The organism is Nonomuraea sp. NPDC051298, assembly GCF_055586305.1.
The window spans coordinates 295,158-319,532 of the sequence record NZ_JBVJIM010000009.1 but is presented as its reverse complement, the minus strand read 5'-3'; the positions used below and the strand labels follow the sequence as shown (position 1 = coordinate 319,532).

General features: G+C 70.1%; 18 protein-coding genes. 12 read left to right on the top strand and 6 right to left on the bottom strand.

Going from position 1 to position 24,375, the window contains the following annotated elements:
* Window positions 1-2: 2 nt before the first annotated feature.
* Complete coding sequence (locus tag ACZ6S0_RS26515) at window positions 3-1,583, top strand: dolichyl-phosphate-mannose--protein mannosyltransferase (protein ID WP_465922006.1); 1,581 nt, start codon at window positions 3-5, stop codon at window positions 1,581-1,583.
* On the opposite strand, the gene ACZ6S0_RS26510 is transcribed toward ACZ6S0_RS26515, so the two are convergent.
* Window positions 1,519-3,039, bottom strand: a complete 1,521-nt coding sequence (locus tag ACZ6S0_RS26510; protein WP_465922005.1) for a hypothetical protein — start codon at window positions 3,037-3,039, stop codon at window positions 1,519-1,521. The two genes, ACZ6S0_RS26515 and ACZ6S0_RS26510, sit on opposite strands and share 65 nt — an antisense overlap.
* Before the next feature lie 125 nt (window positions 3,040-3,164).
* Here ACZ6S0_RS26510 and ACZ6S0_RS26505 point away from each other — a divergent pair, with 125 nt between their 5' ends.
* From ACZ6S0_RS26505 to ACZ6S0_RS26490, 4 genes are all read left to right on the top strand, one after another.
* On the top strand, window positions 3,165-4,385 hold the full coding sequence (locus ACZ6S0_RS26505) for a glycosyltransferase family 2 protein (protein ID WP_465922004.1): 1,221 nt from the start codon (window positions 3,165-3,167) through the stop codon (window positions 4,383-4,385).
* A gap of 83 nt (window positions 4,386-4,468) precedes the next feature.
* Window positions 4,469-6,250 carry a methionine--tRNA ligase gene (metG, locus tag ACZ6S0_RS26500; protein ID WP_465922003.1) on the top strand — a complete coding sequence of 594 codons (1,782 nt, stop codon included), beginning with the start codon at window positions 4,469-4,471 and terminating at the stop codon, window positions 6,248-6,250.
* An 82-nt stretch (window positions 6,251-6,332) separates the two neighbouring features.
* On the top strand, window positions 6,333-7,187 hold the full coding sequence (locus ACZ6S0_RS26495) for a TatD family hydrolase (protein ID WP_465922002.1): 855 nt from the start codon (window positions 6,333-6,335) through the stop codon (window positions 7,185-7,187).
* An 82-nt stretch (window positions 7,188-7,269) separates the two neighbouring features.
* A complete protein-coding gene (locus tag ACZ6S0_RS26490; RefSeq protein WP_465922001.1) occupies window positions 7,270-8,184 on the top strand; it encodes a resuscitation-promoting factor in 915 nt (304 codons plus the stop codon).
* Window positions 8,185-8,214: 30 nt separating this feature from the next.
* Here the strand turns inward: ACZ6S0_RS26490 and ACZ6S0_RS26485 are convergent, their stop codons facing one another.
* Both ACZ6S0_RS26485 and ACZ6S0_RS26480 read right to left on the bottom strand, forming a co-directional pair.
* Window positions 8,215-9,420, bottom strand: coding sequence for a hypothetical protein (locus ACZ6S0_RS26485; protein ID WP_465922000.1), 1,206 nt, complete (start codon window positions 9,418-9,420; stop codon window positions 8,215-8,217).
* Window positions 9,417-11,591, bottom strand: coding sequence for a serine/threonine-protein kinase (locus ACZ6S0_RS26480; protein WP_465921999.1), 2,175 nt, complete (start codon window positions 11,589-11,591; stop codon window positions 9,417-9,419). The genes ACZ6S0_RS26485 and ACZ6S0_RS26480 overlap by 4 nt, the downstream gene beginning before the upstream one ends.
* 70 nt (window positions 11,592-11,661) lie before the next feature.
* Here ACZ6S0_RS26480 and rsmA point away from each other — a divergent pair, with 70 nt between their 5' ends.
* The 4 genes from rsmA to ACZ6S0_RS26460 all read left to right on the top strand — a co-directional run bounded on the left by rsmA (window position 11,662) and on the right by ACZ6S0_RS26460 (window position 17,694).
* Complete coding sequence (rsmA, locus tag ACZ6S0_RS26475) at window positions 11,662-12,522, top strand: 16S rRNA (adenine(1518)-N(6)/adenine(1519)-N(6))-dimethyltransferase RsmA (protein ID WP_465921998.1); 861 nt, start codon at window positions 11,662-11,664, stop codon at window positions 12,520-12,522.
* 474 nt (window positions 12,523-12,996) lie between these two features.
* On the top strand, window positions 12,997-13,545 hold the full coding sequence (locus ACZ6S0_RS26470) for an NlpC/P60 family protein (RefSeq protein WP_465921997.1): 549 nt from the start codon (window positions 12,997-12,999) through the stop codon (window positions 13,543-13,545).
* Window positions 13,546-14,247: 702 nt separating this feature from the next.
* Window positions 14,248-15,150, top strand: a complete 903-nt coding sequence (locus ACZ6S0_RS26465; protein WP_465921996.1) for a 4-(cytidine 5'-diphospho)-2-C-methyl-D-erythritol kinase — start codon at window positions 14,248-14,250, stop codon at window positions 15,148-15,150.
* A 633-nt stretch (window positions 15,151-15,783) separates the two neighbouring features.
* Window positions 15,784-17,694: an ABC-F family ATP-binding cassette domain-containing protein gene (locus ACZ6S0_RS26460; RefSeq protein WP_465921995.1), complete on the top strand. Its 1,911-nt coding sequence runs from the start codon at window positions 15,784-15,786 to the stop codon at window positions 17,692-17,694.
* Between the two features lie 465 nt (window positions 17,695-18,159).
* On the opposite strand, the gene ACZ6S0_RS26455 is transcribed toward ACZ6S0_RS26460, so the two are convergent.
* A complete protein-coding gene (locus tag ACZ6S0_RS26455; protein ID WP_344880522.1) occupies window positions 18,160-18,666 on the bottom strand; it encodes a MarR family winged helix-turn-helix transcriptional regulator in 507 nt (168 codons plus the stop codon).
* Window positions 18,667-18,723: 57 nt separating this feature from the next.
* On the opposite strand from ACZ6S0_RS26455, the gene ACZ6S0_RS26450 reads away from it, so the two are divergent.
* From ACZ6S0_RS26450 to ACZ6S0_RS26440, 3 genes are read left to right on the top strand one after another with little or no spacing between them, the layout of a single operon-like run.
* Window positions 18,724-19,494 (top strand): trans-aconitate 2-methyltransferase, encoded by a 771-nt coding sequence (locus ACZ6S0_RS26450; protein ID WP_465921994.1) that lies wholly within the window; start codon window positions 18,724-18,726, stop codon window positions 19,492-19,494.
* On the top strand, window positions 19,491-19,862 hold the full coding sequence (locus tag ACZ6S0_RS26445; protein WP_465921993.1) for a VOC family protein: 372 nt from the start codon (window positions 19,491-19,493) through the stop codon (window positions 19,860-19,862). Before ACZ6S0_RS26450 ends, ACZ6S0_RS26445 begins: the two co-directional genes overlap by 4 nt.
* 39 nt (window positions 19,863-19,901) lie before the next feature.
* Window positions 19,902-21,380 carry a CYTH and CHAD domain-containing protein gene (locus ACZ6S0_RS26440; RefSeq protein WP_465921992.1) on the top strand — a complete coding sequence of 493 codons (1,479 nt, stop codon included), beginning with the start codon at window positions 19,902-19,904 and terminating at the stop codon, window positions 21,378-21,380.
* A 24-nt stretch (window positions 21,381-21,404) separates the two neighbouring features.
* Here the strand turns inward: ACZ6S0_RS26440 and ACZ6S0_RS26435 are convergent, their stop codons facing one another.
* Both ACZ6S0_RS26435 and ACZ6S0_RS26430 read right to left on the bottom strand, forming a co-directional pair.
* Window positions 21,405-22,247 carry an NUDIX hydrolase gene (locus ACZ6S0_RS26435; protein WP_465921991.1) on the bottom strand — a complete coding sequence of 281 codons (843 nt, stop codon included), beginning with the start codon at window positions 22,245-22,247 and terminating at the stop codon, window positions 21,405-21,407.
* The gene (locus tag ACZ6S0_RS26430) at window positions 22,240-24,300 is read right to left on the bottom strand and encodes an RNA degradosome polyphosphate kinase (RefSeq protein ID WP_465921990.1); all 2,061 of its coding nucleotides are present in this window, start codon (window positions 24,298-24,300) and stop codon (window positions 22,240-22,242) included. The genes ACZ6S0_RS26435 and ACZ6S0_RS26430 overlap by 8 nt, the downstream gene beginning before the upstream one ends.
* Window positions 24,301-24,375: the final 75 nt, after the last annotated feature.

Genomic DNA, 24,375 nt, shown 5'->3' with positions numbered 1-24,375 from the left:
TCGTGAACAATCGGGGGCCTTCGGCGCAGCGGCTCGTCCCGCCGATCCAGGGCACGGCCCTCCTGGGCTGGGCCGGGCCCCTCGCCGTGGCGATCTTTGGCGGTCTGCTCCGGTTTCTCCGGCTCGGCGAGCCCAGGGCCCTGGTCTTCGACGAGACGTACTACGCCAAGGACGCCTACTCCCTGATCGTCCACGGCGTCGAGCGCACCATGCTGGGCGACGCCAAGAACCCCATCGCCGACCGGCGCCTGCTCGCCGGGAACCTCGACGTCTTCAAGCAGTGCGCGCAGCCCGCCGACTGCGCCTCCTTCGTGGCCCACCCGCCGCTGGGCAAGTGGATGATCGCGGCGGGCGAGTGGCTGTTCGGCGTGACCCCGTTCGGCTGGCGCTTCGCGGCGGCACTCGTCGGCACGCTGTCGATCCTGGTCATGGCCAGGGTGGCGCGCAGGATGACCCGTTCGACGCTGCTCGGCTGCCTGGCCGGGCTGCTGCTGGCGCTCGACGGCCTGCACCTGGTGCTGTCGCGTACGGCGCTGCTCGACATCTTCCTGATGTTCTGGGTGCTGGCCGGGTTCGCCTGCCTGGTGACCGACCGCGACTGGGCGCGGCGGCGGCTGGCCGACCTGCGCGACGCCTCGCCGGTGACCGCGCTGGGCCCGCGGCTCGGGTTACGGCCGTGGCGGCTGGCGGCCGGGTTCTGCCTGGGGGCCGCGTGCGCGGTCAAATGGTCGGGGATCTTCTTCCTGCTGGCCTTCGCGGTCCTGTCGCTCATGTGGGACGCGGGGGCGCGGCGGGCGCTGGGGCTGCGGGAGCCGTACCGGGGGGCGCTGGCCCACGACGGGCCGGGCGCGTTCGGGGCCATGGCGCTCGTGCCCGCCGCGGCCTTCGTCGCGTCGTGGACCGGCTGGTTCGCCACCGCCGGCGGCTGGGGCCGCAACTGGGACCAGGCCACCTCCCAGGGGCCCTTCTTCTTCGTGTTCGACTCGGTGCGGTCGTGGCTGCAGTACCAGGTCCAGGTGCTCGGCTTCCACAGCGACCTGGAGGACTACCACGAGTACATGTCGGAGCCCTGGCAGTGGCCGCTGCTGGTGCGCCCCGTCCCCTTCCACTACCAGGGCACCAAGAACGCCTGCGGCGGCCAGGACTGCGCACAGGCCGTGTACGGCGTCGGCACCCCCGCCCTCTGGTACGCCGCCGCGCTCGCGCTGATCGCGCTCATCGTGTGGTACGTCTCCTCCCGCGACTGGCGGGCGGGCGCGACCCTGCTGGCCTTCGCCGTCGGCTGGCTGCCGTGGTTCTACTACGCCATCGCCGACAACCGCACGATGTACCTGTTCTACATGATCCCCGTCGTGCCGTTCATGGTGCTGGCACTCACGCTGTGCGCCGGGCTGGTGCTGGGCAGGCGGGACGCCGGCCCCACCAGGCGGGCCGTCGGCGCGGCGGGCGCGGGCGCGCTCGCGCTCGTCGTGCTGGTCAACTTCTGGTGGCTGTCACCGGTGCTCACCGGCGAGACCGTCACGCACGCCCAGTGGTGGGCCCGGATGCTGCTGAACTCCTGGGTCGGCGTCGCCCCCAAGTGACCCCGTGGCGCAGCGTGATCGCCGCGGCCACGCAGGCCAGCGGCACCGCGGGGAGCACGTAGCGGTAGTCGAACTCCGCCGACGCCGCCGGGGCGAGCAGCAGCCCCATCGCGCCCAGCCACGGCAGCACCACCGGCCCGCCGAACCTGCGCCAGCGCACCGCGACGCCGTACAGGCCGATCAGCAGGATGCCGCCGAGCGCGATGCCGGGCAGGTAGAACACCTTCTGGTAGGCGCTCATGACGTCGGCCCACGGGTGCACGACCCGCGTCTCCGGCGGGCCCTGCTCGTAGCTGAACGCGTCGGTGTCGGTGCGGCCCCCCGCGTAGGACGCCCACTTCGGCAGCCGTTTGGGCTGCCCGGTGTCGTCGACCTCGACGTACGGCTTGAACCGGTACATGTTGTACGTCGACTCGTCGGGGAAGCGCGGGCGCGACCAGTGGAACGAGCGGAAGAAGTCACGCGCGACCACCTTGAGATAGTCGCCCGGCTGCGACAGGATCGCCCGCGTCGCGAACTTGCTGGCGGCGTCGTTGGTGATCTCGCTCCACTTCTTGTTGATGCCCCACCGGTGCAGCACCTCGCCGGTGCCGGTGCCGTCGCCGTTGCCCTGACCCCACAGGTACCACTGCGCGTAGTCCTTGCGCTGGCTCACCGGGTCGTTGATGCACAGCAACAGGAGCTGGACCTCTTTGTACTTGTCGATGTCCATCTTGTTGCAGTCGGCGAAGATGGCCGTGCGCATGTACAGGATGAGCCCGTCGCTGTTGGTCATCGCGAACTTGCCGTACGCGGAGGCGAACCACCCCATGTACGCCATCACCGGGATCGCGCAGGCCGTGACCACCGCCGCGATCGGCCGCCACCCGGTGCGCTTGACCAGCAGATAGAGCACCACGAGCGCCAGGATCGGCAGGCCGATCGAGCGGGTCAGCCAAGTCATCGCGAGCAGCAGGCCGACGACCGCCCCGGCCTGCCAGGTCAGCCGCCGCTTCCACAGCACCATCGTGATCACGCCGACGACGAGCAGCATGAACTGCGTGTCGGACATCACCAACTGCTCGAGCTGGATCTGGTAGGCGTCGAACAGCACGGGCACCGCCGCCAGCGTGGCCCCCCACTTCGGCAGCCGGAACTTGATCCGCAGCAGCGCGTAGATCAGGCACGCCGTGGCCAGGCCCATCAGGTGCTGGGTGAAGGTGACCAGGGCGAAGCTGTGGAACGGCTTGAGCAGCATCAGCCAGAAGCTGTAGCCGTCGGGCCTGATCGGGTGCGGCCGCGGGTGCAACGCCACCGAGACGTACTCGTAGGAGTCGTTGAACCACATGGCCGGGCCGTAGCCGAGCATGGTGATGAGCCGCAGCACGGCGCCGCCGCCGAAGGCCGCGGCGAACACCCGATGCCTGCGCAGCATGGACAGCGCACGAGCTGCCCGGCCTGGAGCGGAGTGGTTCACAGGGGTAATCTCCGCGACGCTCACCATGCTGTAAAGAATGCCAGTCGTTTTCACGTCTGTGCCCGACCACCGTCGCGTTCAGGGCATGATGGTCCACTGAAGAGCCTTAACCGAAGGGTAGACACGTGGAACTGACGGTGGTCATGCCCTGCCTCAATGAGGCGGAGACCGTGGAAGTCTGTGTACGCAAGGCGTTGGCGTGCATGGAGGAGCACGGCATCGAGGGCGAAGTGCTGATCGCCGACAACGGCAGCACGGACGGCTCGCAGCAGCTCGCCCGCGATGCCGGCGCCCGCGTGGTCCATGTCGACGAGAAGGGCTACGGAAACGCCCTCATCGGCGGCATCAGGGCGGCGCGCGGCAAGTTCGTGATCATGGGCGACGCCGACGACTCCTACGACTTCACCGCGTTGATGCCGTTCGTCGAGCAGTTGCGCGACGGCGCCGATCTCGTGATGGGCAACCGATTCAAGGGCGGCATCGCCCCCGGTGCCATGCCGCCGCTCCACCGCTACCTGGGAAACCCGGTGCTGTCGTTCGTCGGGCGGCTGTTCTTCCCGTCGGCGATCGGTGACTTCCACTGCGGGCTGCGCGGGTTCAGGCGCGACTCGATCCTGCGGCTGCAGCTCCAGACCGGCGGCATGGAGTTCGCCTCGGAGATGGTGGTCCGCTCCACGCTGTCCGGGCTCGACGTACGCGAGGTGCCGACCACGCTCTCGCCCGATGGCCGCTCCCGCCCGCCGCACCTGCGCTCCTGGCGCGACGGCTGGCGCCACCTGCGCTTCCTGCTCCTCTACAGCCCGAAGTGGCTGTTCTTCTACCCCGGCGTGCTGATGATGATCATCGGCCTGGTCGCCGGCACGGCGCTGACCTTCGGCCCGGTCGAGATCGGTGAGCTGGCCTTCGACGTCGACACCCTGGTCGGGTCGTCCGCGCTGGTGGTGATCGGCTTCCAGGCGGCCCTGTTCGCCGTGTTCACCAAGGTCTACGCGGCCGAGGAGGGGTTCCTGCCGGAGTCGCCGCGCATCCGCAGACTGATCGGCATCGTGAGCCTGGAGAAGGGGCTCGTGGTCGGCGGGATGCTGGCGCTGGCCGGTCTGGTCGGCCTGGTGATGTCGCTGGTGCACTGGCAGATCCGCAGCTTCGGCGAGCTGAATCCGCGCGAGTCGCTGCGTATCGTCGTGCCGTCCGCCACGGCGCTCATCATGAGCTTCCAGACGATCTTCGCGGCGCTGTTCATCAGCATCCTGGGCATCCGCCGCACCCGCGAGAGTTCGGTCGACGTGGCTGCCAAGGCGGCCGAGGAGGCGGCGGAGGCGGTCTCGCTGGAGAAGTCGAAGCGGTAGGCAGGGGCGGGCCCGCGGCGCGCTGAGGGGGCTCGCGGGTAATCGGTTCGAGGCTTCTTCGCGATCCCCGTAGGCTTAGGAACATGTCCCAGCACATCTTGACCGCCGTCGCGTGGCCGTACGCTAACGGCCCCCGCCACATCGGGCACGTCTCAGGGTTCGGCGTGCCGTCCGACGTCTTCAGCCGCTACCAGCGGATGGCGGGCAACAAGGTGCTGATGGTCTCCGGCACCGACGAGCACGGCACGCCCATCCAGGTGCAGGCCGACAAGGAGGGCGTGAGCGCCAGAGAGCTGGCCGACCGCTACAACCGCGTCATCGCCGAAGACCTGACCGGGCTCGGCCTGTCCTACGACCTGTTCACCAGGACCACCACGCGAAACCACTACGCCGTCACGCAAGAGATCTTCAAGGGCCTCCACGCCAACGGCTACATCTTCCCCAAGACCACAATGGGGGCGATCTCCCCCTCCACCGGCCGCACCCTGCCCGACCGCTACATCGAGGGCACCTGCCCCATCTGCGGCTACGACGGGGCGCGCGGCGACCAGTGCGACAACTGCGGCAACCAGCTCGACCCGATCCAGCTCATCAATCCCCGCAGCCGCATCAACGGCGAGAAGCCGACGTTCGTCGAGACCGAGCACTTCATGCTCGACCTGCCCGCCTTCGCCGAGGTGCTCGGCACCTACCTGCGCGCCAAGCAGGGCGAGTGGCGGCCCAACGTGCTCAAGTTCGCCCTCAACCTGCTGGGCGACCTGCAGCCGCGCGCGATCAGCCGCGACCTCGACTGGGGCGTGCCGATCCCGCTCGACGGCTGGCGCGACCAGCCCAACAAGCGCCTCTACGTGTGGTTCGACGCGGTCATCGGCTACCTGTCGGCCTCCATCGAGTGGGCCAGGCGCTCGGGCGACCCCGACGCCTGGCGCCAGTGGTGGCAGAACCCCGACGCCCGGGGCTACTACTTCATGGGCAAGGACAACATCGTCTTCCACGCCGAGATCTGGCCGGCGATGCTGTACGGCTACAGCGGCATCGGCGGGCGCGACGGCTCGCCCGGCTCGCTGGGGGCGCTCGACGTGCCGTCCGAGGTGGTCTCCAGCGAGTTCCTGACGATGGAGGGCAAGAAGTTCTCCTCCTCGCGGCAGGTCGTCATCTACGTACGCGACTTCCTGGCGCGCTACGACGCCGACGCGCTGCGCTACTACATCGCCGTGGCCGGCCCGGAAAACCAGGACACCGACTTCACCTGGCAGGAGTTCGTCAACCGCAACAACGGCGAGCTGGTCGCGGCCTGGGGAAACCTGGTCAACCGGTCGATCTCGATGGCGGCCAAGAACTTCGGGGCCGTGCCCGAGCCCGGCGACCTCACCGACGCCGACCGGGCGCTGCTGGAGCGTTCGCGCAAGGCGTTCGGTCCTGTGGGTGCGGAGCTGGGCCGGTCGCGGTTCAAGAACGCGATCACCGAGGCGTTCGACGTGGTCCGCGAGGCCAACAAATACCTGGCCGAGCAGGAGCCGTGGAAGCTGAAGGACGACCCGGCGCGACAGAGGTCCATCCTGCACGTCGCGCTCCAGGTGGTCGACGACGCCAAGACGATGCTCACGCCGTTCCTGCCCGGCTCGTCCAACAAGGTCTTCGCCATGCTCGGCGGCGAGGGCGTGTGGTCGGGCATGCCGGAGATCCAGGAGGTCGACGAAGACGGCGGCACCCCCTACCCGGTGATCACCGGCGAATACAACGGGGCCGCCCGCTGGGAGCACCGGCCGATCAAGCCGGGCACGCCGCTCGCGCCGCCCGTGCCGCTGTTCAAGAAGCTGGACCCCAAGGTCGTCGACGAGGAGCTGGCCCGGCTGGGCGAGTGACCCGCGGGCGATCGGCCCGGCCACGTTCCCCGCACAGGTGGCGTGGCCGCGGCCGGGTCGCGGGGAGGCTACGTTGGATGCCGTGACCAAGCTTCCCGCCGCTCCCGAGCCGCTCTCCGCCCCCGTCTTCGACAGCCACTGCCACCTCGACATCATGGTGGGCGACCGGCAGGCGTCGTCGGGTGACCCGGTGGCGCTGGCCGCGCAGGCGGCACGGGCGAGCGTGCGCGGCATCCTCGACGACGCCCGCGCCGTCGGGGTGACGAGGCTGGTCACGATCGGCTACGACCTGCCCTCCTCGCGCTGGAACGCGCAGGTGGCGGCCGACCAGGAGGGGGTCTACGCCGGAGTCGCCATCCACCCCAACGAGGCCCACGGGGCCACTCCCGAGGTCCTGGCGGAGATCGAGGCACTGGCCGGGCAGCCCCAGGTGCGCGCGGTCGGTGAGACCGGCCTCGACTACTACCGCGACTGGGCGAGCAAGGCCGACCAGCACGCGAGCTTTCGCGCCCACGTCGAGATCGCCAAGCGCACCGGCAAGGCGCTGGTCATCCACGACCGCGAGGCGCACGACGACGTGCTGAGGGTGCTGGCGGAGGAGGGCGCGCCGGACAAGGTGGTCTTCCACAGCTATTCGGGTGACGCCGAAATGGCGAAAAAGTGCGTTGACGCCGGATATTTCATGTCGTTTTCCGGGCCCGTGACGTACAAGAACGCCGCCTACCTCCGTGCGGCGGCCGAGGTCGCACCCACCGAGCTGCTGCTGGTCGAGACCGACGCCCCCTACCTGCCGCCCGTCCCGCACCGGGGCAAGCCCAACGCCCCCTACCTCATCCCGCTCACCCTGCGCTGCCTGGCCGAGGTCAAAAAGGTCCATCCGGATGAGTTGTGCGAGGCGATCAGCGCCAACGGAGTCACGGTCTTCGGCGAGTGGTGACCATCTTTTGGTGAACCGGTGGAGGCGGGCACGGGCGCGACGCTAACGTTCGGGCGGTCCTACCCCCTACCGGAGGTGGTTCGTGCGAGGCAAGAGGCGTGCGCCCCGTCCGCCGATCCCGTGGCGTTCGCCGTGGACACCCGTCGTGTGCCTGGCCGGCGCGGTGGCCGTCGGCGTGCTCGTGGCGGTGTCGGTCCTGGTCAAAGAGGTGATCGTGGTCGTCGACGGCGAGCGCAGGCCGGTCCGCGCCTTCGCCGCGACCGTCCACGAACTGCTCGCCGACGCCGGCGTGTCGATGGGGTACGGCGACATCGTGAACCCCTCCGGCCACGAGGAGGTCGCCGACGGCGCCACCATCGAGGTACGCCGCGCCCGCCCCATCACCCTGACCCTCGACGGCCACACCAGCAGGCACCTCGTCACCGCCACGAACGTCGGCGACGCCCTGGCCGAGCTGGACATCACCCCCGCCGCGAGCAAGCTGTCGGCCCCGCCCGGCGACGCGGTGCCGCTGGAGGGCATGGAGCTGACCGTCTACACCCGGCGCGTGGTCTACGTGGTGGCGGGCACCATGCGGCTGACCTCGCGTACGACCGCCAGGACCGTGCGCGAAGTGCTGAGGCAGAAGCGCATCGAGCTGCGCCGAGGCTACCGGGTGACCCCGCCGCTGGGCAGCTTCCCCAAGGACGGGACGGTCATCACCGTCACCCCCGCCCGCACCGCGCAGATCGCGCCCGCGACCGCCCGGCTCGACTGGCAGGCCCTGGCCGAGTGCGAGTCGCACGGCGACCCGACGGCGTTCAACCCGGAGGGGCCCTACTACGGCATGTACCAGTTCAGCCTGCCCATGTGGCAGTCCGTGGGCGGGATGGGGCTGCCGAGCGCCTGGCCGGAGGAGGAGCAGACGTACCGGGCGCAGCTTCTGTACCAGCAGGTGGGCGGCAGGTGGCACGGCCAGTGGCCGAGCTGCGGCGCCCACCTCTTCGGCACCGCCTGACATTGGGGCTGGCCGAGGGTCCCGGGACGTTCAGCCTGACACCGACACGCCGAAGTCGGCCCCTTTCTGGGGTTGGACCGGCTCGACCGTGTCGGCGTTGCGCCCGGCCACCGCGACCCTCCCGTACGGCCCCGCGTCCGGCTGCCCCACGTACACCTTGTTCCCGCTGAAGGCCACCGACCAGCCGAACAGCCCGTCACTGCCGGCCAGCCCGCGCTCCTCCGAGGCGTTCAGCCACGAGACCACCCGCACCCCGCCGCCGTAGGGGGCGCCGATCGCCAGCCGCCCGTCCGCCGAGGTGGCCATCGAGAACCCGAACGCCTGCCCGCCCGCCCGCGTCACCGTCCGCACGGGTTTCCTGGCCGGATCCAGGAGCTGCACATAACCGGGGCCCGGCGCGCCGACGGCATAGCCGAAGCCCTCGGAGTAGGCGACCGCGTAGCCGTACCGGTCGCCTGAGGCGTCGGTCGGCGAGTCGAGCTTGTCCGAGGTGAGCTGCTGGGCCAGCACGTCGTCGATGAAGACGACCGAGCCCGAGTCGATCCGCCCGGCCTCGACCTGGCGGCCCGCGCCGTCGGCGTTCTCGTACGGGACGCCCACGACCAGCCCGTTCCTCGGCCCGAACGCCAGCGACCAGCCGAACTGGTCGCCCACCTCGCTGTTGCCCCGCACGTCCACGGTCTCCTGGCCGATCCGGCGCAGCTCGCCCGCGCCCTTGCGCACGTAGACGGCGCCCACGTCGACGAGCGGGGCCTCGTCCTCGTACGGCGCGCCGATCGCGACCAGGTCGCCGCGGGCGGCCAGCGACCAGCCGAAATGCGCGAACCGCTGGGGCCGGGGCGCGACCAGACGCTGCGGGGGAGCGGCGCCCGCGCCGAAGACCACGTACGCGGCTCCGGCGTCCTCGGCGCCGTCCACGTCCGCGTACGGGGCGCCGATCACCAGGTCGGCGCAGGCGTCGCCGTTGACCTGCGCGAGGCGTACGGACCAGCCGAAACCGTCGCCCTCGACCAGCCCGGGAACGGCGACGGGCACCACCTTGCCCCCGGACAGTACGTGCACCGCCCCCTTCCGATCGCCGCCGAACGGATCGCCCACGGCGACGTCGTCCATGCCGTCACCGTCGAAGTCGGCGGCCCCGGCCCCGGCTCCGGCGCAGGCCACAGCGGGGGTGTCGACGGCCGGAACTCCCGTCGCCGCGACGACGAGCGCGACGAGCGCGGACCAGATCGTCACAGTGCCACCTCGATCTGCCGGCCGTTCTCGAGCATGGTCGCGGTCATCCGTACGGGCCTGCGGTAGGCGGCCAGGTCGAACACGAACGCGCTGTCCACCCTCCCGCCGGGCAGGATGGCGGGCGGCAGGGTCACAGGGGCGGCGTCGTGCTCCCCGCCCCGGTCGTCGACCATGGTGACCACCGGTTGGATCAGCACCTGGCGCTCGCCGCCCGGGTTGATCATCGTCCAGCGCACCACGCAGAGCTGGCCTCGGGCGGCGATCTGGCCCTCGTACTCCTTCAGCCCGCACTCCGGTGCCGCCGCGACGATGGCGACGGGGTCGTCGAAGTCGGCGCCCAGCGCGAACCTGCGTCCCACGTCGTTCGGGCGTGCGCTGCCGGCGGCCTGTGGAGTGCCCTGGGCGGCGGTGGTGGTGGTCGTGTCGCGAGCGGAGGTGGCGATCAGCACGCCCGCCGTCACGACGATGGCCAGCACGGCCGCGGCGGCGGCGATCAGCCAGCGGGTCCCGGCCGTACGCGAGCCGCGGGCCCCGTCGTCCTCGCCCGGGTCGGTCGGTACGGCGTCACCGGGCCGGGTCTCAGCGCCTGCTCCGGTTTCCTGTCGCGCAGGGGCCGGTGGTTGCCGGGGTTGTCCGGTCGAGCGTAACAACCCGCGTACCCGCGACGGTCGTCGTTCCTCTTCCCGGCCGGGGACCTGCCAGCGGGCCAGTTCCTCCCTGGCAGCCTGCTCCTCTCGGCGAGCCCGCTCCTCGACGGACACCGGAGCCTGAGGCGGGACGCCCGCCGCGCCCCGGTCGTGGCCGCCGGGCGTGGCGAGACCCGGCCCGGCCCCGGCCGCGGCCGTGGCCGCGGCGCCGAACGCCGACGGCGGCCCACCCCTGCCAGGCCGTGATCCCTGACCCGGCGCGGCACCCACTCCTCGCCCCGAACCTTCACCAGCACCTTCACCAGCGCCGGGGCCTGCACCTTCACCAGCACCGACACCTTCACCAGCGCCGGGACCCGCACTTTCACCAGCACTTTGCCCCGAACGTTCACCAGCACCGGGACCAGCACTGGGACCAGCACCGGGACCAGCACCGGGACCCGACCCCGACCCCGGCTCCGACCCCGGCCCAGACCCCGGCCCAGACCCAGACCCAGACCTCAGCCCTGTCCCCGAAGCCGCTGGGCCCGGAACCGCCCTGCCCGTCGCATCGCCTGGCGGCGGTGTCGTGAACTCGGCCGTGATGTCCGGCCCGTCCACCACGTTCCGCGGCGGCTGCCAGCCGCCGAGCAACTCGGTCGCGACGAGCGTCGGCGGATCACCCGCGGGCGTGGCGGCGATGGTGGCGGCCGGTGCCGGGGCGCTGCCGCCCACCAGGGCGATCAGCAGATCCTGCGCGGTCGGGCGCAGGGCGGGGTCCATCGACGTGGCCCGCCGCGCCAACTCGTTCAGCGGCACCGGGAGCGCACCCAGGTCGGGCGGCGAGTTGAGCACCCGCGTGGCCATCGTGACGGCGTCGCCCCGCCCGAACGGATGCCGCCCGTTCCCGGCGTAGGACACCAGGCAGCCCCAGGCGAAGATGTCGGCCGCCGGGCTGACGACCTCACCGCGTACCTGCTCGGGCGCCCACCATCCAGGACTCCCCAGCAGCTCACCGGACAGCGTGAACCCCGTGTCCCGGTCGAGCGCTCTGGCGATGCCGAAGTCGATCACGCGTGGGCCGGAGAGCGAGAGGATGACGTTCGCCGGCTTCAGGTCCCTGTGCACCAGCCCTGCCACGTGGATGGCCGCGAGCGCCGCCGCGACCCCCAGCGCGACGCCGTGCAACGCCCCCGGGTCCAGGGCTCCGTAGGTCGTGATCTGGTCGGACAGAGGGGTCCCGGCGATGTACTCGGTGACCATGTACGGCCGCCCGTCCCCGGTGTCGCCGTTGTCCAGCACCTGGGCTGTGCAGAACGACGCCACCCGCCGAGCGTTCTCGACCTCCGCGTGGAACCTGGCCGCGAAGCCCTGCTGATTGGCGAACTCCGCCTTGACCACCTTGAGCGCGACGAAACGCCCCGTCGGGGCGCGGGCGAGGAACACGGTCCCCATCCCGCCCTCGCCGAGCCGCCCGAGCAGCCGGTACGGCCCGATCTCCCGCCGGTCGGCAGGCCGGAGGGGCGCGGCGCCCGTTGGCTCCATGAGGGACGTCCCTTCCTGTTCCACGCCATCCTCTCCCTTGGTCTCCCCGTCCGCCATCGCACGTTCTTCGATGCGAGAGACTGGTTGGATGATGAGCCTGTTGGGCCCGGCGGAAATACGTAATTTGGCGAACAAGCTAGATCTTCGTCCGACAAAAAGACTTGGCCAGAACTTCGTGATCGACGCGGGGACGGTCCGGCGCATCGTCCGCGTCGCCGAGCTGTCCTCTGATGACGTCGTCATCGAGGTGGGGCCGGGGCTCGGCTCGCTCACGCTCGCGCTCCTGCCGTCGGCGGCTCACGTGGTCGCCGTCGAGATCGACCCGGTTCTCGCGGCCCAGCTCCCCATCACGGCCGCCGACCGTGACGCCGGCGGCGACCTGACGGTCGTCAACGCCGACGCCATGAAGGTCACGCTCGACGACCTGTCCGGCCACGTGCCCACCGCTCTGGTGGCCAATCTGCCGTACAACGTGGCCGTACCGGTGGTGCTGCACCTCCTGGAGGCCCTTCCGTCGCTGCGCAAGGGCCTGGTCATGGTTCAGTTGGAGGTCGCCGACCGGCTCGCCGCCGGTCCGGGCTCGAAGGTGTACGGAGTGCCGTCGGTCAAGGCCGCCTGGTACGCGGACGTACGCCGTGCCGGTCCCGTCGGCCGTACTGTCTTCTGGCCCGTCCCCAACGTCGACTCCGGCCTCGTCTCCCTGACCCGCCACGACCCCCCGCCGACCTCAGCCACGCGGGAGGAGGTGTTCGAGGTCGTGGACGCGGCCTTCGCCCAGCGCCGCAAGACCCTCCGCGCAGCCCTCTCCACCTGGGCCGGCACCGCCGCCGACGCCGAACGCGCCCTCCGCGCGGCGGGCGTCGACCCATCGACGAGAGGCGAACAACTCGACGTCCACGCCTTCGCCCGCATAGCCGAACAACGCCCCTGACCCACCCTCACCACGGCCTGCCCCCACCTCACCACGGCCAGAACCCACACCGAACGCCGCACGCTCCTCGTCGCTTCGGTCGCTTCGGTCGCTTCGGTCGCTTGGGTCTCTCCGGCCGCCTCGGTTGAGAACGAGACGGGATCACCACAAGAACAGCCCGGGCTTCTTCCTACCTGGAACGCGGCGGGTCGAGCTGCCTGGAACGCGGCGAGCTGCCTGGGACGCGGCGGGTCGAGCCCCTGTGCCGGTGTCCGCTCGTACGGTCGATGGGCCGAGTCGGCGCGCTTCGACACGCCCCGCTGCCACCACACGGGCTTGTCGGACCAGGATGGGCCGTCGTGGCTGCACAGCCGCAGGTCCCCCTTCGGCTGTGGATAAGCGACCGCTCTCCACAGAATCTCGTTCGGCCGATCCGCCCACCCTTCCCCCATCCGATGCTGGGCCTCCCACCTCGATCCATCCGGGAGGTCAGCAATGCTCCACCACGCCATCACCCTGTGCCTGGTCCTCATCTCGGCAGTCTTCGCCGCCCTTCTCACGCCCGCCCCCGCTCATGCCGCCCCCACCGCACCACCGCGAGCGAACGGCCCGCTCCTTGCCAACAAGGTCCTGACCAAGGGGCAGATCGCCGCCGCAGCCGCCATCACCCAGATAGGCGTCTCCTTCTCCTGGGGCGGAGGCTCCCCGAAGGGGCCCACCTTGGGAATAGGCAGGGGATCCGGCACCAGAGGCTTCGACTGCAGCGGGCTGACCCTCTACGCCTGGTCCAGAGCAGGCGTACGGCTGAGTCACTACACCGGGGCCCAGTTCCGGCAGGGCCGCCGGATCCCTCTCGCCGCACGCCGTACCGGGGATCTTCTCTTTTTCGGGGGTGGCGCGGGCGACCCGACCCACGTGGCCCTGTTCCTGACGGGTGGCCTCATGGTCCACGCCACGAGGACGGGCGACATAGTCAGAAAGTCCAACTTCCTCACCTCGTCCTACTACCGCACCACCTTCAGAGGCGTCGTACGTCCCGGGTGAGCACCATCACGCCGCTTGCCCTCAGTCCGAGACGCGTTTCGCAGGCCCGACACACGCAGGCAACCCCACGACCGAGTTCCGACGCGGCCACGCCCCAAGCTCGGCCACTGCCTTAGTTTTGGCCACCGCCCAGGCTCGGCCACCGCCCAGGCTCGGCCACCTCCGGGCTCGGTCACCGCCCTGGCTCGGCCACCGGCCAAATCCCGTCACTGCCCAAATCCCGTCATCACCCAAGTTCCGTCATCGCTCCACGCGCCGACGTCCGACATGACCCGAGCCCGTGTCCCGTCCCGCCCTCACATGCCCGAGTCGAACGGCAGGACTCACGACCCCGGGCGGTGTCATGGCCCACCTGCCGCGCAGGCAGTCCGGCCGCCGGTGTCGCCAGGACTCGGCAGCCTTCGCCGCCGGTGCGTCGCCAGGACACAGCAGCCTTCGCCGCGGGTGCGTCGCCGGGACACGGTAGCCTTCGCCGCCGGTGTCGCCGGGACACAGCAGCCTTCGCCGACGCTGGCTCACCGGATGACCGGCCACTCTTCGTTAGTCCTCGGCATCGGGCAAATGCCCACCAACTTGACTCTCCGTGTTGAATATCTGGTAGTCCTCCGGGTCATATTTTCGAGAACCGCATGTCAGGGCAGCGGGCCCCGATAACATCGAGTGTCCTTGACCCCGGCAAGTGATGAGAGTGGCAGAAGATCGATGAGTTCGGTGACCGTACGTGTGCCCGCGAAGGTCAACGTGCAGCTTTCTGTCGGCCCGCTCCGGGAAGATGGCTACCACGACCTGGTCAACGTCTTCCATGCAGTGTCGATCTTCGATGAGGTCGTGGCGAAGGAGTCCGAGTCGATCACCGTTCAGGTGAACGGGAAGTGGTCAGATCAGGTGCCGACCGATGACTGCAACCTGGCGATCCGCGCTGCCCGCGCGCTCGCCAAGCACGCGGGTCGCACCTACGGCGCCGACCTGATCATCCAAAAGGAGATTCCCGTGGCCGGGGGGATGGCGGGCGGCAGTGCCGATGCCGCCGGTGCCCTGGTGGCCTGCAACGAGCTGTGGGGGCTTGGGCTGCCCATGGAAGATCTCATGGAGATCGCCGGTGACCTCGGCAGCGACGTACCGTTCTCCTTGATCGGCGGCACCGCCGTCGGCACCGGCCGCGGCGAGCAGTTGAGCGAGCTGCCCACGGGAGGCATGTTCCACTGGGTGTTCGCGCTGGCGGACGGCGGCCTCTCCACGGCCAGCGTGTACGCCGAGTGCGACCGTCTCAGGGCGGCCTCGGGAGCCGAGGTGCCCTGGCCCATGCTCGACGATTCGCTGATGGAGGCTCTGGGCACCGGCGACGCCTACGCCCTCGGCTCTCACCTGACCAACGACCTCCAGGCCGCCGCCCTCAACCTCCGCCCCGAACTCGCGCCCACCCTCGACTCGGGCCGCCAGCATGGCGCGCTGGGCGCGATCGTCTCCGGCTCCGGACCCACCTGCGCCTTCCTGGCCATCGACGCCACCCACGCCCGCGACCTGGCCCAGAGCCTGACCACCACCGGCGCCGCCCACACCGCAGTGGCCGCCCACGGCCCCGTCCACGGCGCCACCCTCGTCTAACACCAGCCCGCACCCGTCCCCTGCCCGGGGCCTCACCCTCGGCCTCGCAACCGCCCCTGCCAACGGTCACACGCTCGGTCTCACAGCCATTCGTGCCGGGGCTGTGCGCCTTGGTCTCACAACCGTTTGTGCCGGGGCTGTGCGCCTTGGCCTCACCGCCGTTCGTGCCAGAGCCGTACGCGCGGTCTCGCAACTGTCCGTTCCAGAGCCGTGCGTTTGGTCCGGCAACCGTTCGTGCCAGGGCCGTGCGCTTGGTCTTGCAACTGCGCCTGCCAGCGGCCATGTGTTCGGTCTCGCAGCCGGCCCTGCCAGGGACCGTACGTTCCGCGTGTCCCTGGTGCCGCTCTCACCTGCGGCCGCCGCCCGTCCCTGCGCATCTTGAGATCGTCGGCCAGGCTCGCGGCCTGACTGGCCTGCCGAGGGGCCGCATGGGGCCGACAGACGGGCATCATCGGGTTTGGCGGTGCGTCGGAGATCGTGAAAGTGTTGACAGCGCAGCCCGGAGATTCGACTCCTTGAACGCGTCCGCCCGCTTGACTTCAGGTCCCTTTCGCCCATGCCCGCACTTTCCCGCTCCTCCACTCGACGCAGGTTGGAGTGGCGCCCGTTACGAGCCGATACCCTGGGAAGGCCATGAATCTGGTCAATCTTGAGTCGGTTTCCCATGCATACGGGCCCAAGCCGCTCCTCGCCGACGTCTCGCTCGGCGTGGAGGCCGGTGAGCGTATCGGCGTGGTCGGGCGTAACGGGGGCGGCAAGACGACCTTGCTGTCCGTTCTCGCCGGCACCGTACGCCCCGACAGCGGTCGGGTGACCCACAACCGCAGCCTGCGCGTCGGCTTCCTGTCACAGCAGGACACGCTCGACCCCTCCACCCCCGTACGCGAGATCGTCCTGGGCGATCTGGCCGAGCACGAGTGGGCGGGCGACCAGCGCGTACGCGAGATCCTCGCCAACCTGATCGGCGACCTCGACCTCGACGCCAAGGCGGGCGAACTGTCCGGCGGCGAACGCAGGCGTACGGCGCTGGCCAAGCTGCTCATCGACGACCACGACCTGATCATGCTGGACGAGCCCACCAACCACCTCGACATCGAGGCCATCGCGTGGCTGGCCGGGCATCTGGCGGGCAGAAAGAGCGCGCTGGTGGCGGTGACGCACGACCGGTGGTTCCTCGATGCCGTGTCCACCCGCACGTGGGAGGTCGTCGACGGGCGAGTGGAGCGTTACGAGGGCGGATACGCCGCGTACGTGCTGGCCAAGGCCGAACGCGCGCGCATCGCCCAGGCCGCCGAGGAACGACGCCAGAACCTCATGCGCAAGGAGATCGCCTGGCTGCGGCGCGGCCCGCCCGCCCGTACGTCCAAGCCGAAGTTCCGCATCGAGGCCGCCCAGGCGCTGATCGCGAACGAGCCGCCGGCGCGCGAGGCCGTCGAGCTGATGCGCTTCGCCGCCGCCCGGCTCGGCAAGACCGTCTACGACCTCGAAGACGTCACCCTGCACGCGGGCGGCCCCGGCGCGGGGCCGCTGGTGCTCGATCGTCTGACGTGGCAGTTCGGGCCGGGCGACCGGATCGGGCTGATCGGCGTCAACGGGTCGGGCAAGTCCTCCGTGCTGCGGTTGCTCGCCGACACGGTCAGCCCCGACTCCGGCCGGGTGGTCAGGGGCAGGACGGTACGCCTCGCGCACCTGTCCCAGGAGCTGGCCGAACTGGACCCGACGCGGCGCGTGCTGGAGTCGGTCGAGGAGATCCGCAAGTACCTCCAGCTCGGTAAGCGCGAGTGGACCGCCTCCCAGCTTCTCGAACGCCTGGGCTTCCGCGGCGACGCGCAGTGGAAGGTGATCGGCGACCTGTCGGGCGGCGAGCGGCGGCGGCTGCAGTTGCTGCGGCTGCTCATGGACGACCCCAACGTCCTGCTGCTCGACGAGCCCACCAACGACCTCGACATCGAGACCCTCAACGAGCTCGAAGACCTGCTGGACGGCTGGCCCGGCACGCTCGTCCTGGTCAGCCACGACCGCTACTTCCTGGAGCGGGTGACCGACCGGTGCGTGGCGCTGCTGGGTGACGGCAGGTTGTCGCTGCTGCCGGGTGGGGTGGACGAGTACCTCGAACGGCGTGCCGCGGGCACGGCTGTCACCGCCCGATTCGGCCTCGGCACCCCGACGGCCTCCAGCACGGCCGCTGGTACGGCTGCGGGCACTGCGACGGCCGTCGGTGGCACGGCGACCGGCGCGACCGTGGGGGGAGTCACCGCAGGGGGAGCGACGGCGGCCGGGCAGGCGTCGCAGGCCGGGCTGTCCGGCAAGCAGGCCGGGCTGTCCGCCAAGGAGGAACGCGAGCTACGTAAGGAGCTCAACCGCCTCGAACGCCAACTCGACAAGCTTGGCGAGCAGGAGTCCCGCCTCCATGCCGCCATGGCTGAGGCGGCCAGCGACTACGCCAAGCTCGGCTCCCTCGACGCCCAACTCCGCGAGATCACGGTTCAGAAAGACACGATCGAAGCCGAGTGGCTGGAGGTGGCCGACCGCCTGGGCGACTGACGAACCCCTCGCCATCGCCCACGGCACCTCGGTAAGCGGCGGTGTCCCTGCGCCCGAGCGTGCGGTGTCCCTGCGCCCGAGCGTGCGGTGTCCCTGCGCCCGAGCGTGCGTCCCTGGCGGTCTTCATGCTGCCCGGCAGGGCCCAAACCGCCTTGGAAGGCCGGGGAGCGCTACCGGGTTTCGGGGATCTGCCGGACATTCCACGAAACGCCGTCCCGGAGTCACCTGCCCGGAGTCGGCCGCTGCCAAAGATCGGCCGTCTGGGAAGCTGACGGCCCACGGGAGCGCTGGCTGCCCGGAGCCTGCCGTTCGGGGATGATCGGCGGCCCGAAGGGTGGCCGCGTTCAGGTGGTTGGCTGCCTGAGAGAGCCCGCCCCCGGGAGGTCGTCGTTCATGGGGCGGGCAGTCGGAGCCTGTGCGGTCGGTGGCCTGGAGGCGGGCGGTTTCCGAGGGAGAAGAGGGTGGTCAGTGGGGGGAGTCGAAGGGGGCGAGGAGGGTGCGGAGGAGGGAGGCCAGCGCTCGCCGGTCCGTACCCTCCAACCCCGACAACAGCTCCCGCTCCCTCCGCAGCAGGTCGTCGAACGCCGCGTCGACCCGCGCCAGCCCCGTGTCCGTCAACGACACCAGCACCCCCCGCCGGTCCTCGGGATCGGGACGGCGGCGGACCAGCCGCGCCTGCGCGAGCCGGTCGATGCGGTTGGTCATCGTGCCAGAGGTCACCAGGGTGGCCCGGAGCAGCGCCCCGGGGCTCAGCTCGTACGGCTTCCCCGCGCGCCGCAACGCCGTGAGCACGTCGAACTCCCACGGCTCCAGATCGTGCTCGGCGAACGCCGCCCGCCGCGCACGGTCGAGGTGCTTGGCCAGTCGTGACACCCTGGAGAGCACCTGGAGCGGCTCGACGTCGAGGTCGGGGCGCTCCGTTCGCCAAGCCGCGACGAGGCGGTCCACCTCGTCCCTAGCATCCTCCGTCATGACACAAGAGTGTACTGTCTTGACATCGAGATATCTCTCTCGATATCAATTATCTTCATGTCGAGAGATATTTGGGATCCCGCGACCTACGCCGCCTACGCCGACGAGCGGTCGCGGCCGTTCGTCGAGCTGGTCTCCAGGGTGGGCGCGGTCGAGCCCGATTATGTCGTGGACGCGGGCTGCGGCAGCGGCGAACTCACCACGAAGCTGAGCACTCGCTGGCCGAACGCGACCGTGGAGGGCTTCGACTCGTCCCCGGCCATGATCGGCAAGGCCAGGGAGCTGGAGTCGAAGGTCAGGTTCGCGGTGGCCGACGTCGCCACGTGGCGTCCCGACCGGCCCGTGGACGTGATCGTCTCCAACGCCGTCCTGCAGTGGGTGCCCGAGCACCGCGCCGTGTTGGAGCACTGGGTGGAGGCGCTGGCCCCGGGCGGCTGGCTGGCCTTCCAGGTGCCGGGCAACTTCGACGCGCCCAGCCATGTCGCCATCCGCGAGCTGTGCTCCTCGCCCGCCTGGTCCGACAGGCTCGGCGACTTCAGCAGGGACGCCCCGGTCGCCGAGCCGCTGGACTACCTCGATCTGCTCCACCAGGGCGGTGTCCGGGTGGATGCCTGGGAGACGACGTACGTGCACGTTCTGCAGGGCGAGAACCCGGTGCTCGACTGGGTCTCCGGCACCGCCCTGCGCCCGATCCTGGATCGGCTCGATCCGGCCGGGCAGCGGCGTTTCCTGCGCGATCTCTCCGGGTCGCTGGCCGAGGCGTATCCGGCCAGGAGTTACGGCACGCCGTTCCCATTCCGGAGGATCTTCGTGGTGGCTCAGAAATGAGGATAGAAGCGCTGCATCACGTTCAACTGGCCGCGCCGCGTGGCAGTGAGCCGCTGTTGCGGGAGTTCTACACGGGAGTGCTCGGCTTGCGTGAGGTGCCCAAGCCGCCGGCGCTTGCCGTGCGCGGCGGGGTCTGGTTCAGGGGCGATGACCTGGAGGTTCATCTCGGCATCGAGGACGATTTCCGGCCCGCGCGCAAGGCCCATCTCGCCTTTCTCGTCGATGATCTAGACTCCTATATAGCGAAATTTCCAGACGCAACGGAAGACGATCTTTTCCCTGGATACCGGCGCATCCACGTCGCGGATCCGGTGGGCAACAGAATCGAGGTTCTGCAACCCGCCAACCCATGTGATATTCATCGTTAAGTGGCATGATTGTCCGAAATCGAACTCTTGCGAGGTGCAGTGGGCATCGAGATCGAGGACAAGTTCGACGTCTCTCCGGAATACGCGATTCCAGACCTCAGCGGCCTGGCCGATGTCGTGGGCCCGAAGGGCTACCAGCTCGTGGCCCTCTACTACGACACGCCCGACCTGAGGCTGGCCGCCCGAGGTGTCACCCTCAGGCGAAGACGGGGCGGCGCCGATCCCGGCTGGCACCTGAAGCTCCCCAAGGCCAAGGGCGTACGCCAGGAGATCACCCACCCGCTCACCCACAGCACCAAGGTCGTGCCTGCCGAGCTGGCGGAACTCGTCCGTGCCTACACCCGCGGCGCCGAGCTGCACCCGGTCGCCGAACTCGACACGCGCAGGACCGTCACGCTGCTCCAGGACGGTGAGACCAGGCTGGTCGAGATCGCCGACGACCGCGTCAAGGGCACCGTGTACGGCGAGGAGCCCAAGGTCGTACGGTGGCGCGAGGTCGAGGCCGAGCTGCTCGAAGGCGGCTCCGAGGCGCTGCTGGCCAAGGTCGGCAAGCGGCTCAGGAAGGCCGGGGCCACCCCTTCCGAGGCCGCCAGCAAGCTCGCGAAGCTGCTCGAACCAGCCCCGCTCCCCACCGCCCCCACGCAACCCGGCACGACCGGCGAGATCGTCGTCGACTACGTCGCGGGCCAGGTCAAGGCCCTCCTGTCGCAGGACCCCCGCGTCCGCCGGGCAGAAGAGGACGCCGTGCACCAGATGCGCGTGGCCGCCCGCCGGCTGCGCAGCGCGCTCAAGGCGTTCAAGAGCGTCGTGCTCGACACCGACCAGATCCAGGACGAGCTGCGCTGGCTCGGCAACGTGCTCGGCGAGGCCCGAGACCTGGAGGTGATCAGGGCCAGGTTCGGCAAGGAGCTGGCCACCTTGGCGCCGGAGCTGGTCACGGGCCCCATTCAGACCCGGCTCGGCTCAGACCTGCTCGAACGCGAACAAGAGGCGTACGGGCGCATCAAGGAGGCGCTCAGCGGCGACCGCTACTACGCGCTGCTCGACGCGCTCGACGGGCTGGCCTCCGCGCCGGCGCTGGGCAGGGCGGCGGCCAAGCCGGCGCAGGAGCGGCTGCGCGCCATCGCCGCGGCCAACTGGGACCGGGTGACCAAGAGGTACGACCTCGCCCAGGCCATCGACGACCTCGACCGCCGCGAGCTGGCCATGCACGACGTTCGCAAGGCGGCCAAACGCGCTCGATACACCGCGGAGGCGCTCCAGCCCACCCTCGGAGACGACATGGGCAAGCTCGCCAAGCTGGCCGAGGGCATCCAGGAGGTGCTGGGCACCTACCAGGACGGCGTGGTCGCCCAGGAGTTGCTGGCCAAGGAGGCGGAGAGCGCCCGCGAGGCCGGTGAGGACACCTTCACCTACGGGCTGCTCATCGGCATCGAACGCAACGCCGCCGACCGCGCCCACGCCGAGTTCCCCAAGCTCTGGACGAAGACCCTCAAAGCGGTGACGAAGGTGCTGTGAACGTCCCCGCCCGGCACCGCGGCGTCAGGCCGGGTAGCGCTCGACGCTGACGACCTGGTCCCCGACCCGGTGCAGCACGGAGAAGGCCCCTTTGCGCAGGTGCACGTTCGTGCCGCTGAGCGTCTGGATCAGGGCCGGCAGCACCTTGCCGTGGCTGCACACGACCGCCGGCTGCGTGATGCCCCTGACCAGCGCCGGAGTCTTCTGCGGGTCCTGGCTCTCCTCGCTGAGCAGCGGCTCGATCCTGATGTCGGCCCCGACCCGCTCCGCGTACGGCTCCAGCGTCTGCACGCACCGGGCGCTGGGCGAGCTGACCAGCGACTCGGGCCGGTAGGCGGGCAGCGCGGTGGCCAGGTTCGCCGCCTGGGAGGCCCCGTCGGTGTCGAGCGGGCGGGCCGCGTCGTCGTCCGACCACGCGTTCCTGGAGCCGGCCGAGCCGTGCCTGACGAGGACGAGCGGCACGGTCACGAGCGGCGCGGCGTGCAGGGCCCGCAGCAGCCCCGCGTCCCACTCGTACGTCAGCAGCCGCCTGGCCTGCTCCACCGGCACCCAGCGCAGCTCGTCGACCTCCTCGCCCGGCTCGAACCCGTCGTCGGAGAGCGCCCGCCCCGTCCAGTAGTCCACCCGCTTGAGCCGCCCGGCGCTCATGTAGTGGACGGGCGGCAGCGCGCGGCCGAGCACCACGGTCAGGCCGGTCTCCTCGCGCACCTCGCGCAGTCCGGCGGCGATCACGTGCTCACCGGACTTCAGCTTGCCCTTGGGGAACGTCCAGTCGTCGTAGTCGGGGCGGTGGATGACGGCAACCTCGGGGCTGCTCTCCTCGCCCCTCCAGAGCACGGCTCCGGCGGCCCGGAGCAGGTCAGTCATCAACGGTCCTCCAGCGGCGCATCCCGATGAGACGGCTCTGCAGGTCCTCGCCGGGGTGACGGGCCCAGGTGCCGTCGGAGTTGAGCCACCACGCGTTGGTGGTCTCGGCCATGGCCAGGTCCATCAGCTCGATGAGGTACGCCTTGTGCTGCTGCGAAGTCACCTTGACCAGGGCTTCGACCCGGCGGTCGAGGTTGCGGCGCATGAGGTCGGCGCTGCCGATCCACACCTCGGGACGCCTGCCGAGGCCGAACTCGTACACGCGGGAGTGTTCGAGGAACCGCCCCAGGATCGAACGGACGCGGATGTTCTCCGACAGGTCGGGAATCCCCGGACGCAGTATGCAGATGCCGCGCACCCACAGGTCCACCGGGACGCCCGCCCTGGACGCCCGGTAGAGCGCGTCGATGATCGGCTCGTCGACCAGCGAGTTCGTCTTGATCCTGATCCGCGCCGGGCGGCCGGCCTGCTGGTGGGCGATCTCCCGTTCGATCCTGGCGACCAGGCCGCTGCGCATGGAGTGGGGCGCGACCAGCAGCCGCCGGTAGGCCGAGTGGTGCGAGTAGCCGGTCAGGTGGATGAACAGGTCGGTCACGTCCTCGCCGACCAGGGGGTCGGCCGTGAGCAGGCCGAAGTCCTCGTACTGGCGGGCGGTCTTCGGGTTGTAGTTGCCGGTGCCGATGTGGCAGTAGCGGCGCAGCTCGCCCGAGGGCTCCTGGCGTACGACGAGGGCCAGCTTGCAGTGGGTCTTCAGGCCCACCACGCCGTAGACGACGTGGCAGCCGGCGCGCTCCAGCTTGCGGGCCCAGGAGATGTTCGCGTGCTCGTCGAAGCGGGCCTTGATCTCCACGACCACGACGACCTGCTTGCCCGCCTCGGCCGCGTCGATCAGCGCGTTCACGATGGGGGACTCGCCGCTGGTGCGGTAGAGGGTCTGTTTGATCGCCAGCACCCGGGGGTCGGCCGCGGCCACCTCGATGAAGTGCTGCACGCTCGTGGCGAACGAGTCGTACGGGTGGTGCAGCAGCACGTCGCGCTCGCGCAGGGTCGAGAAGAGGTCGTCGTCGGCGTTGATCACCTCGGCGGGCACGAACGGCCGGTAGCTCAGCTCGCCCCTGTCGAGGTCGGCGATGGCGTGCAGGCCGGTCAGGTCGAGCGGCCCCGTCAGGCGGTAGATCTCGTGCGGGTCCAGCTCCAGCTCCTCCACGAGCGGGGCCAGCACCTCGGGCGTGATCGTGTCCTCGACCTCCAGCCGCACGGGAGGGCCGAACCGCCGCTTGAGCAGTTCTTTCTCCAGGGCCTGCATGAGGTTCTCTGTGACGTCCTCGTCGACGTCGAGGTCCTCGTTCCTGGTGACGCGGAAGGCGTGGTGCTGGAGGATCTCCATGCCCTTGAAGAGCTGCCCGAGATGAGCGGCGATGACGTCCTCGAGCGGTACGAACCGGTCCTTGGACGCCTGGACGAACCTGGGCAACTGCGAGGGAACCTTGACCCGGGCGAACACCGTGTGATCGGTCGCCGGATTACGCACCAGGACGGCCAGGTTCAGGCTGAGCCCGGAGATGTACGGAAACGGGTGGGCGGGGTCCACGGCCAGCGGCGTGAGCACCGGCCTGATCCGCTCCCTGAACAGCTTGCGCAGCTCCGTACGCTCCTCGCGGCCCAGGTCGTCCCACCGGACGATCTCGATGCCCTCGGCGGCGAGCTGCGGGGAGATCTGCTGGTGGAAGGCCGCCGCGTGCCGCCTGGCCAGCTCCTCGGCGATCGTGGTGATCCTGATCAGCTCTTCGCGCGGCTTCAGCCCGCTCTTGGTACGCAGCAGCAGGCCCGTCGCCATCCGCCGCTTGAGCCCGGCCACCCGGACCCGGAAGAACTCGTCCAGGTTGCTGGCGAAGATGGCCAGGAAGCGCACCCGTTCGAGCAGCGGGAGCGAGGGATCCTCGGCCAGTTCGAGCACGCGTTCGTTGAACTGGAGCCAGCTTTCTTCGCGATTGAGAAACCGCTCCTGTGGGAGGGGCAGGTCGTTGGCAGGCTCGAACGGTTCCGCGGACATATGGCGTATATTGCCCCGTTTGGTTGAACAGAACGTTAACGTCGCAGCAATGACTCACCCCTAAAGGTCAGTCCT

What these genes read in the sequence shown, in the direction of transcription:
- metG (WP_465922003.1), top strand. Translation starts at nt 4,469, where the DNA reads ATGTCCCAGCACATCTTGACCGCCGTCGCGTGGCCGTACGCTAACGGC.
- ACZ6S0_RS26480 (WP_465921999.1), bottom strand. Translation starts at nt 11,591, where the DNA reads ATGGAGCCAACGGGCGCCGCGCCCCTCCGGCCTGCCGACCGGCGGGAG.
- rsmA (WP_465921998.1), top strand. Translation starts at nt 11,662, where the DNA reads ATGCGAGAGACTGGTTGGATGATGAGCCTGTTGGGCCCGGCGGAAATA.
- ACZ6S0_RS26470 (WP_465921997.1), top strand. Translation starts at nt 12,997, where the DNA reads ATGCTCCACCACGCCATCACCCTGTGCCTGGTCCTCATCTCGGCAGTC.
- ACZ6S0_RS26465 (WP_465921996.1), top strand. Translation starts at nt 14,248, where the DNA reads ATGAGTTCGGTGACCGTACGTGTGCCCGCGAAGGTCAACGTGCAGCTT.
- ACZ6S0_RS26460 (WP_465921995.1), top strand. Translation starts at nt 15,784, where the DNA reads ATGAATCTGGTCAATCTTGAGTCGGTTTCCCATGCATACGGGCCCAAG.
- ACZ6S0_RS26455 (WP_344880522.1), bottom strand. Translation starts at nt 18,666, where the DNA reads ATGACGGAGGATGCTAGGGACGAGGTGGACCGCCTCGTCGCGGCTTGG.
- ACZ6S0_RS26450 (WP_465921994.1), top strand. Translation starts at nt 18,724, where the DNA reads ATGTCGAGAGATATTTGGGATCCCGCGACCTACGCCGCCTACGCCGAC.
- ACZ6S0_RS26445 (WP_465921993.1), top strand. Translation starts at nt 19,491, where the DNA reads ATGAGGATAGAAGCGCTGCATCACGTTCAACTGGCCGCGCCGCGTGGC.
- ACZ6S0_RS26435 (WP_465921991.1), bottom strand. Translation starts at nt 22,247, where the DNA reads ATGACTGACCTGCTCCGGGCCGCCGGAGCCGTGCTCTGGAGGGGCGAG.
- ACZ6S0_RS26430 (WP_465921990.1), bottom strand. Translation starts at nt 24,300, where the DNA reads ATGTCCGCGGAACCGTTCGAGCCTGCCAACGACCTGCCCCTCCCACAG.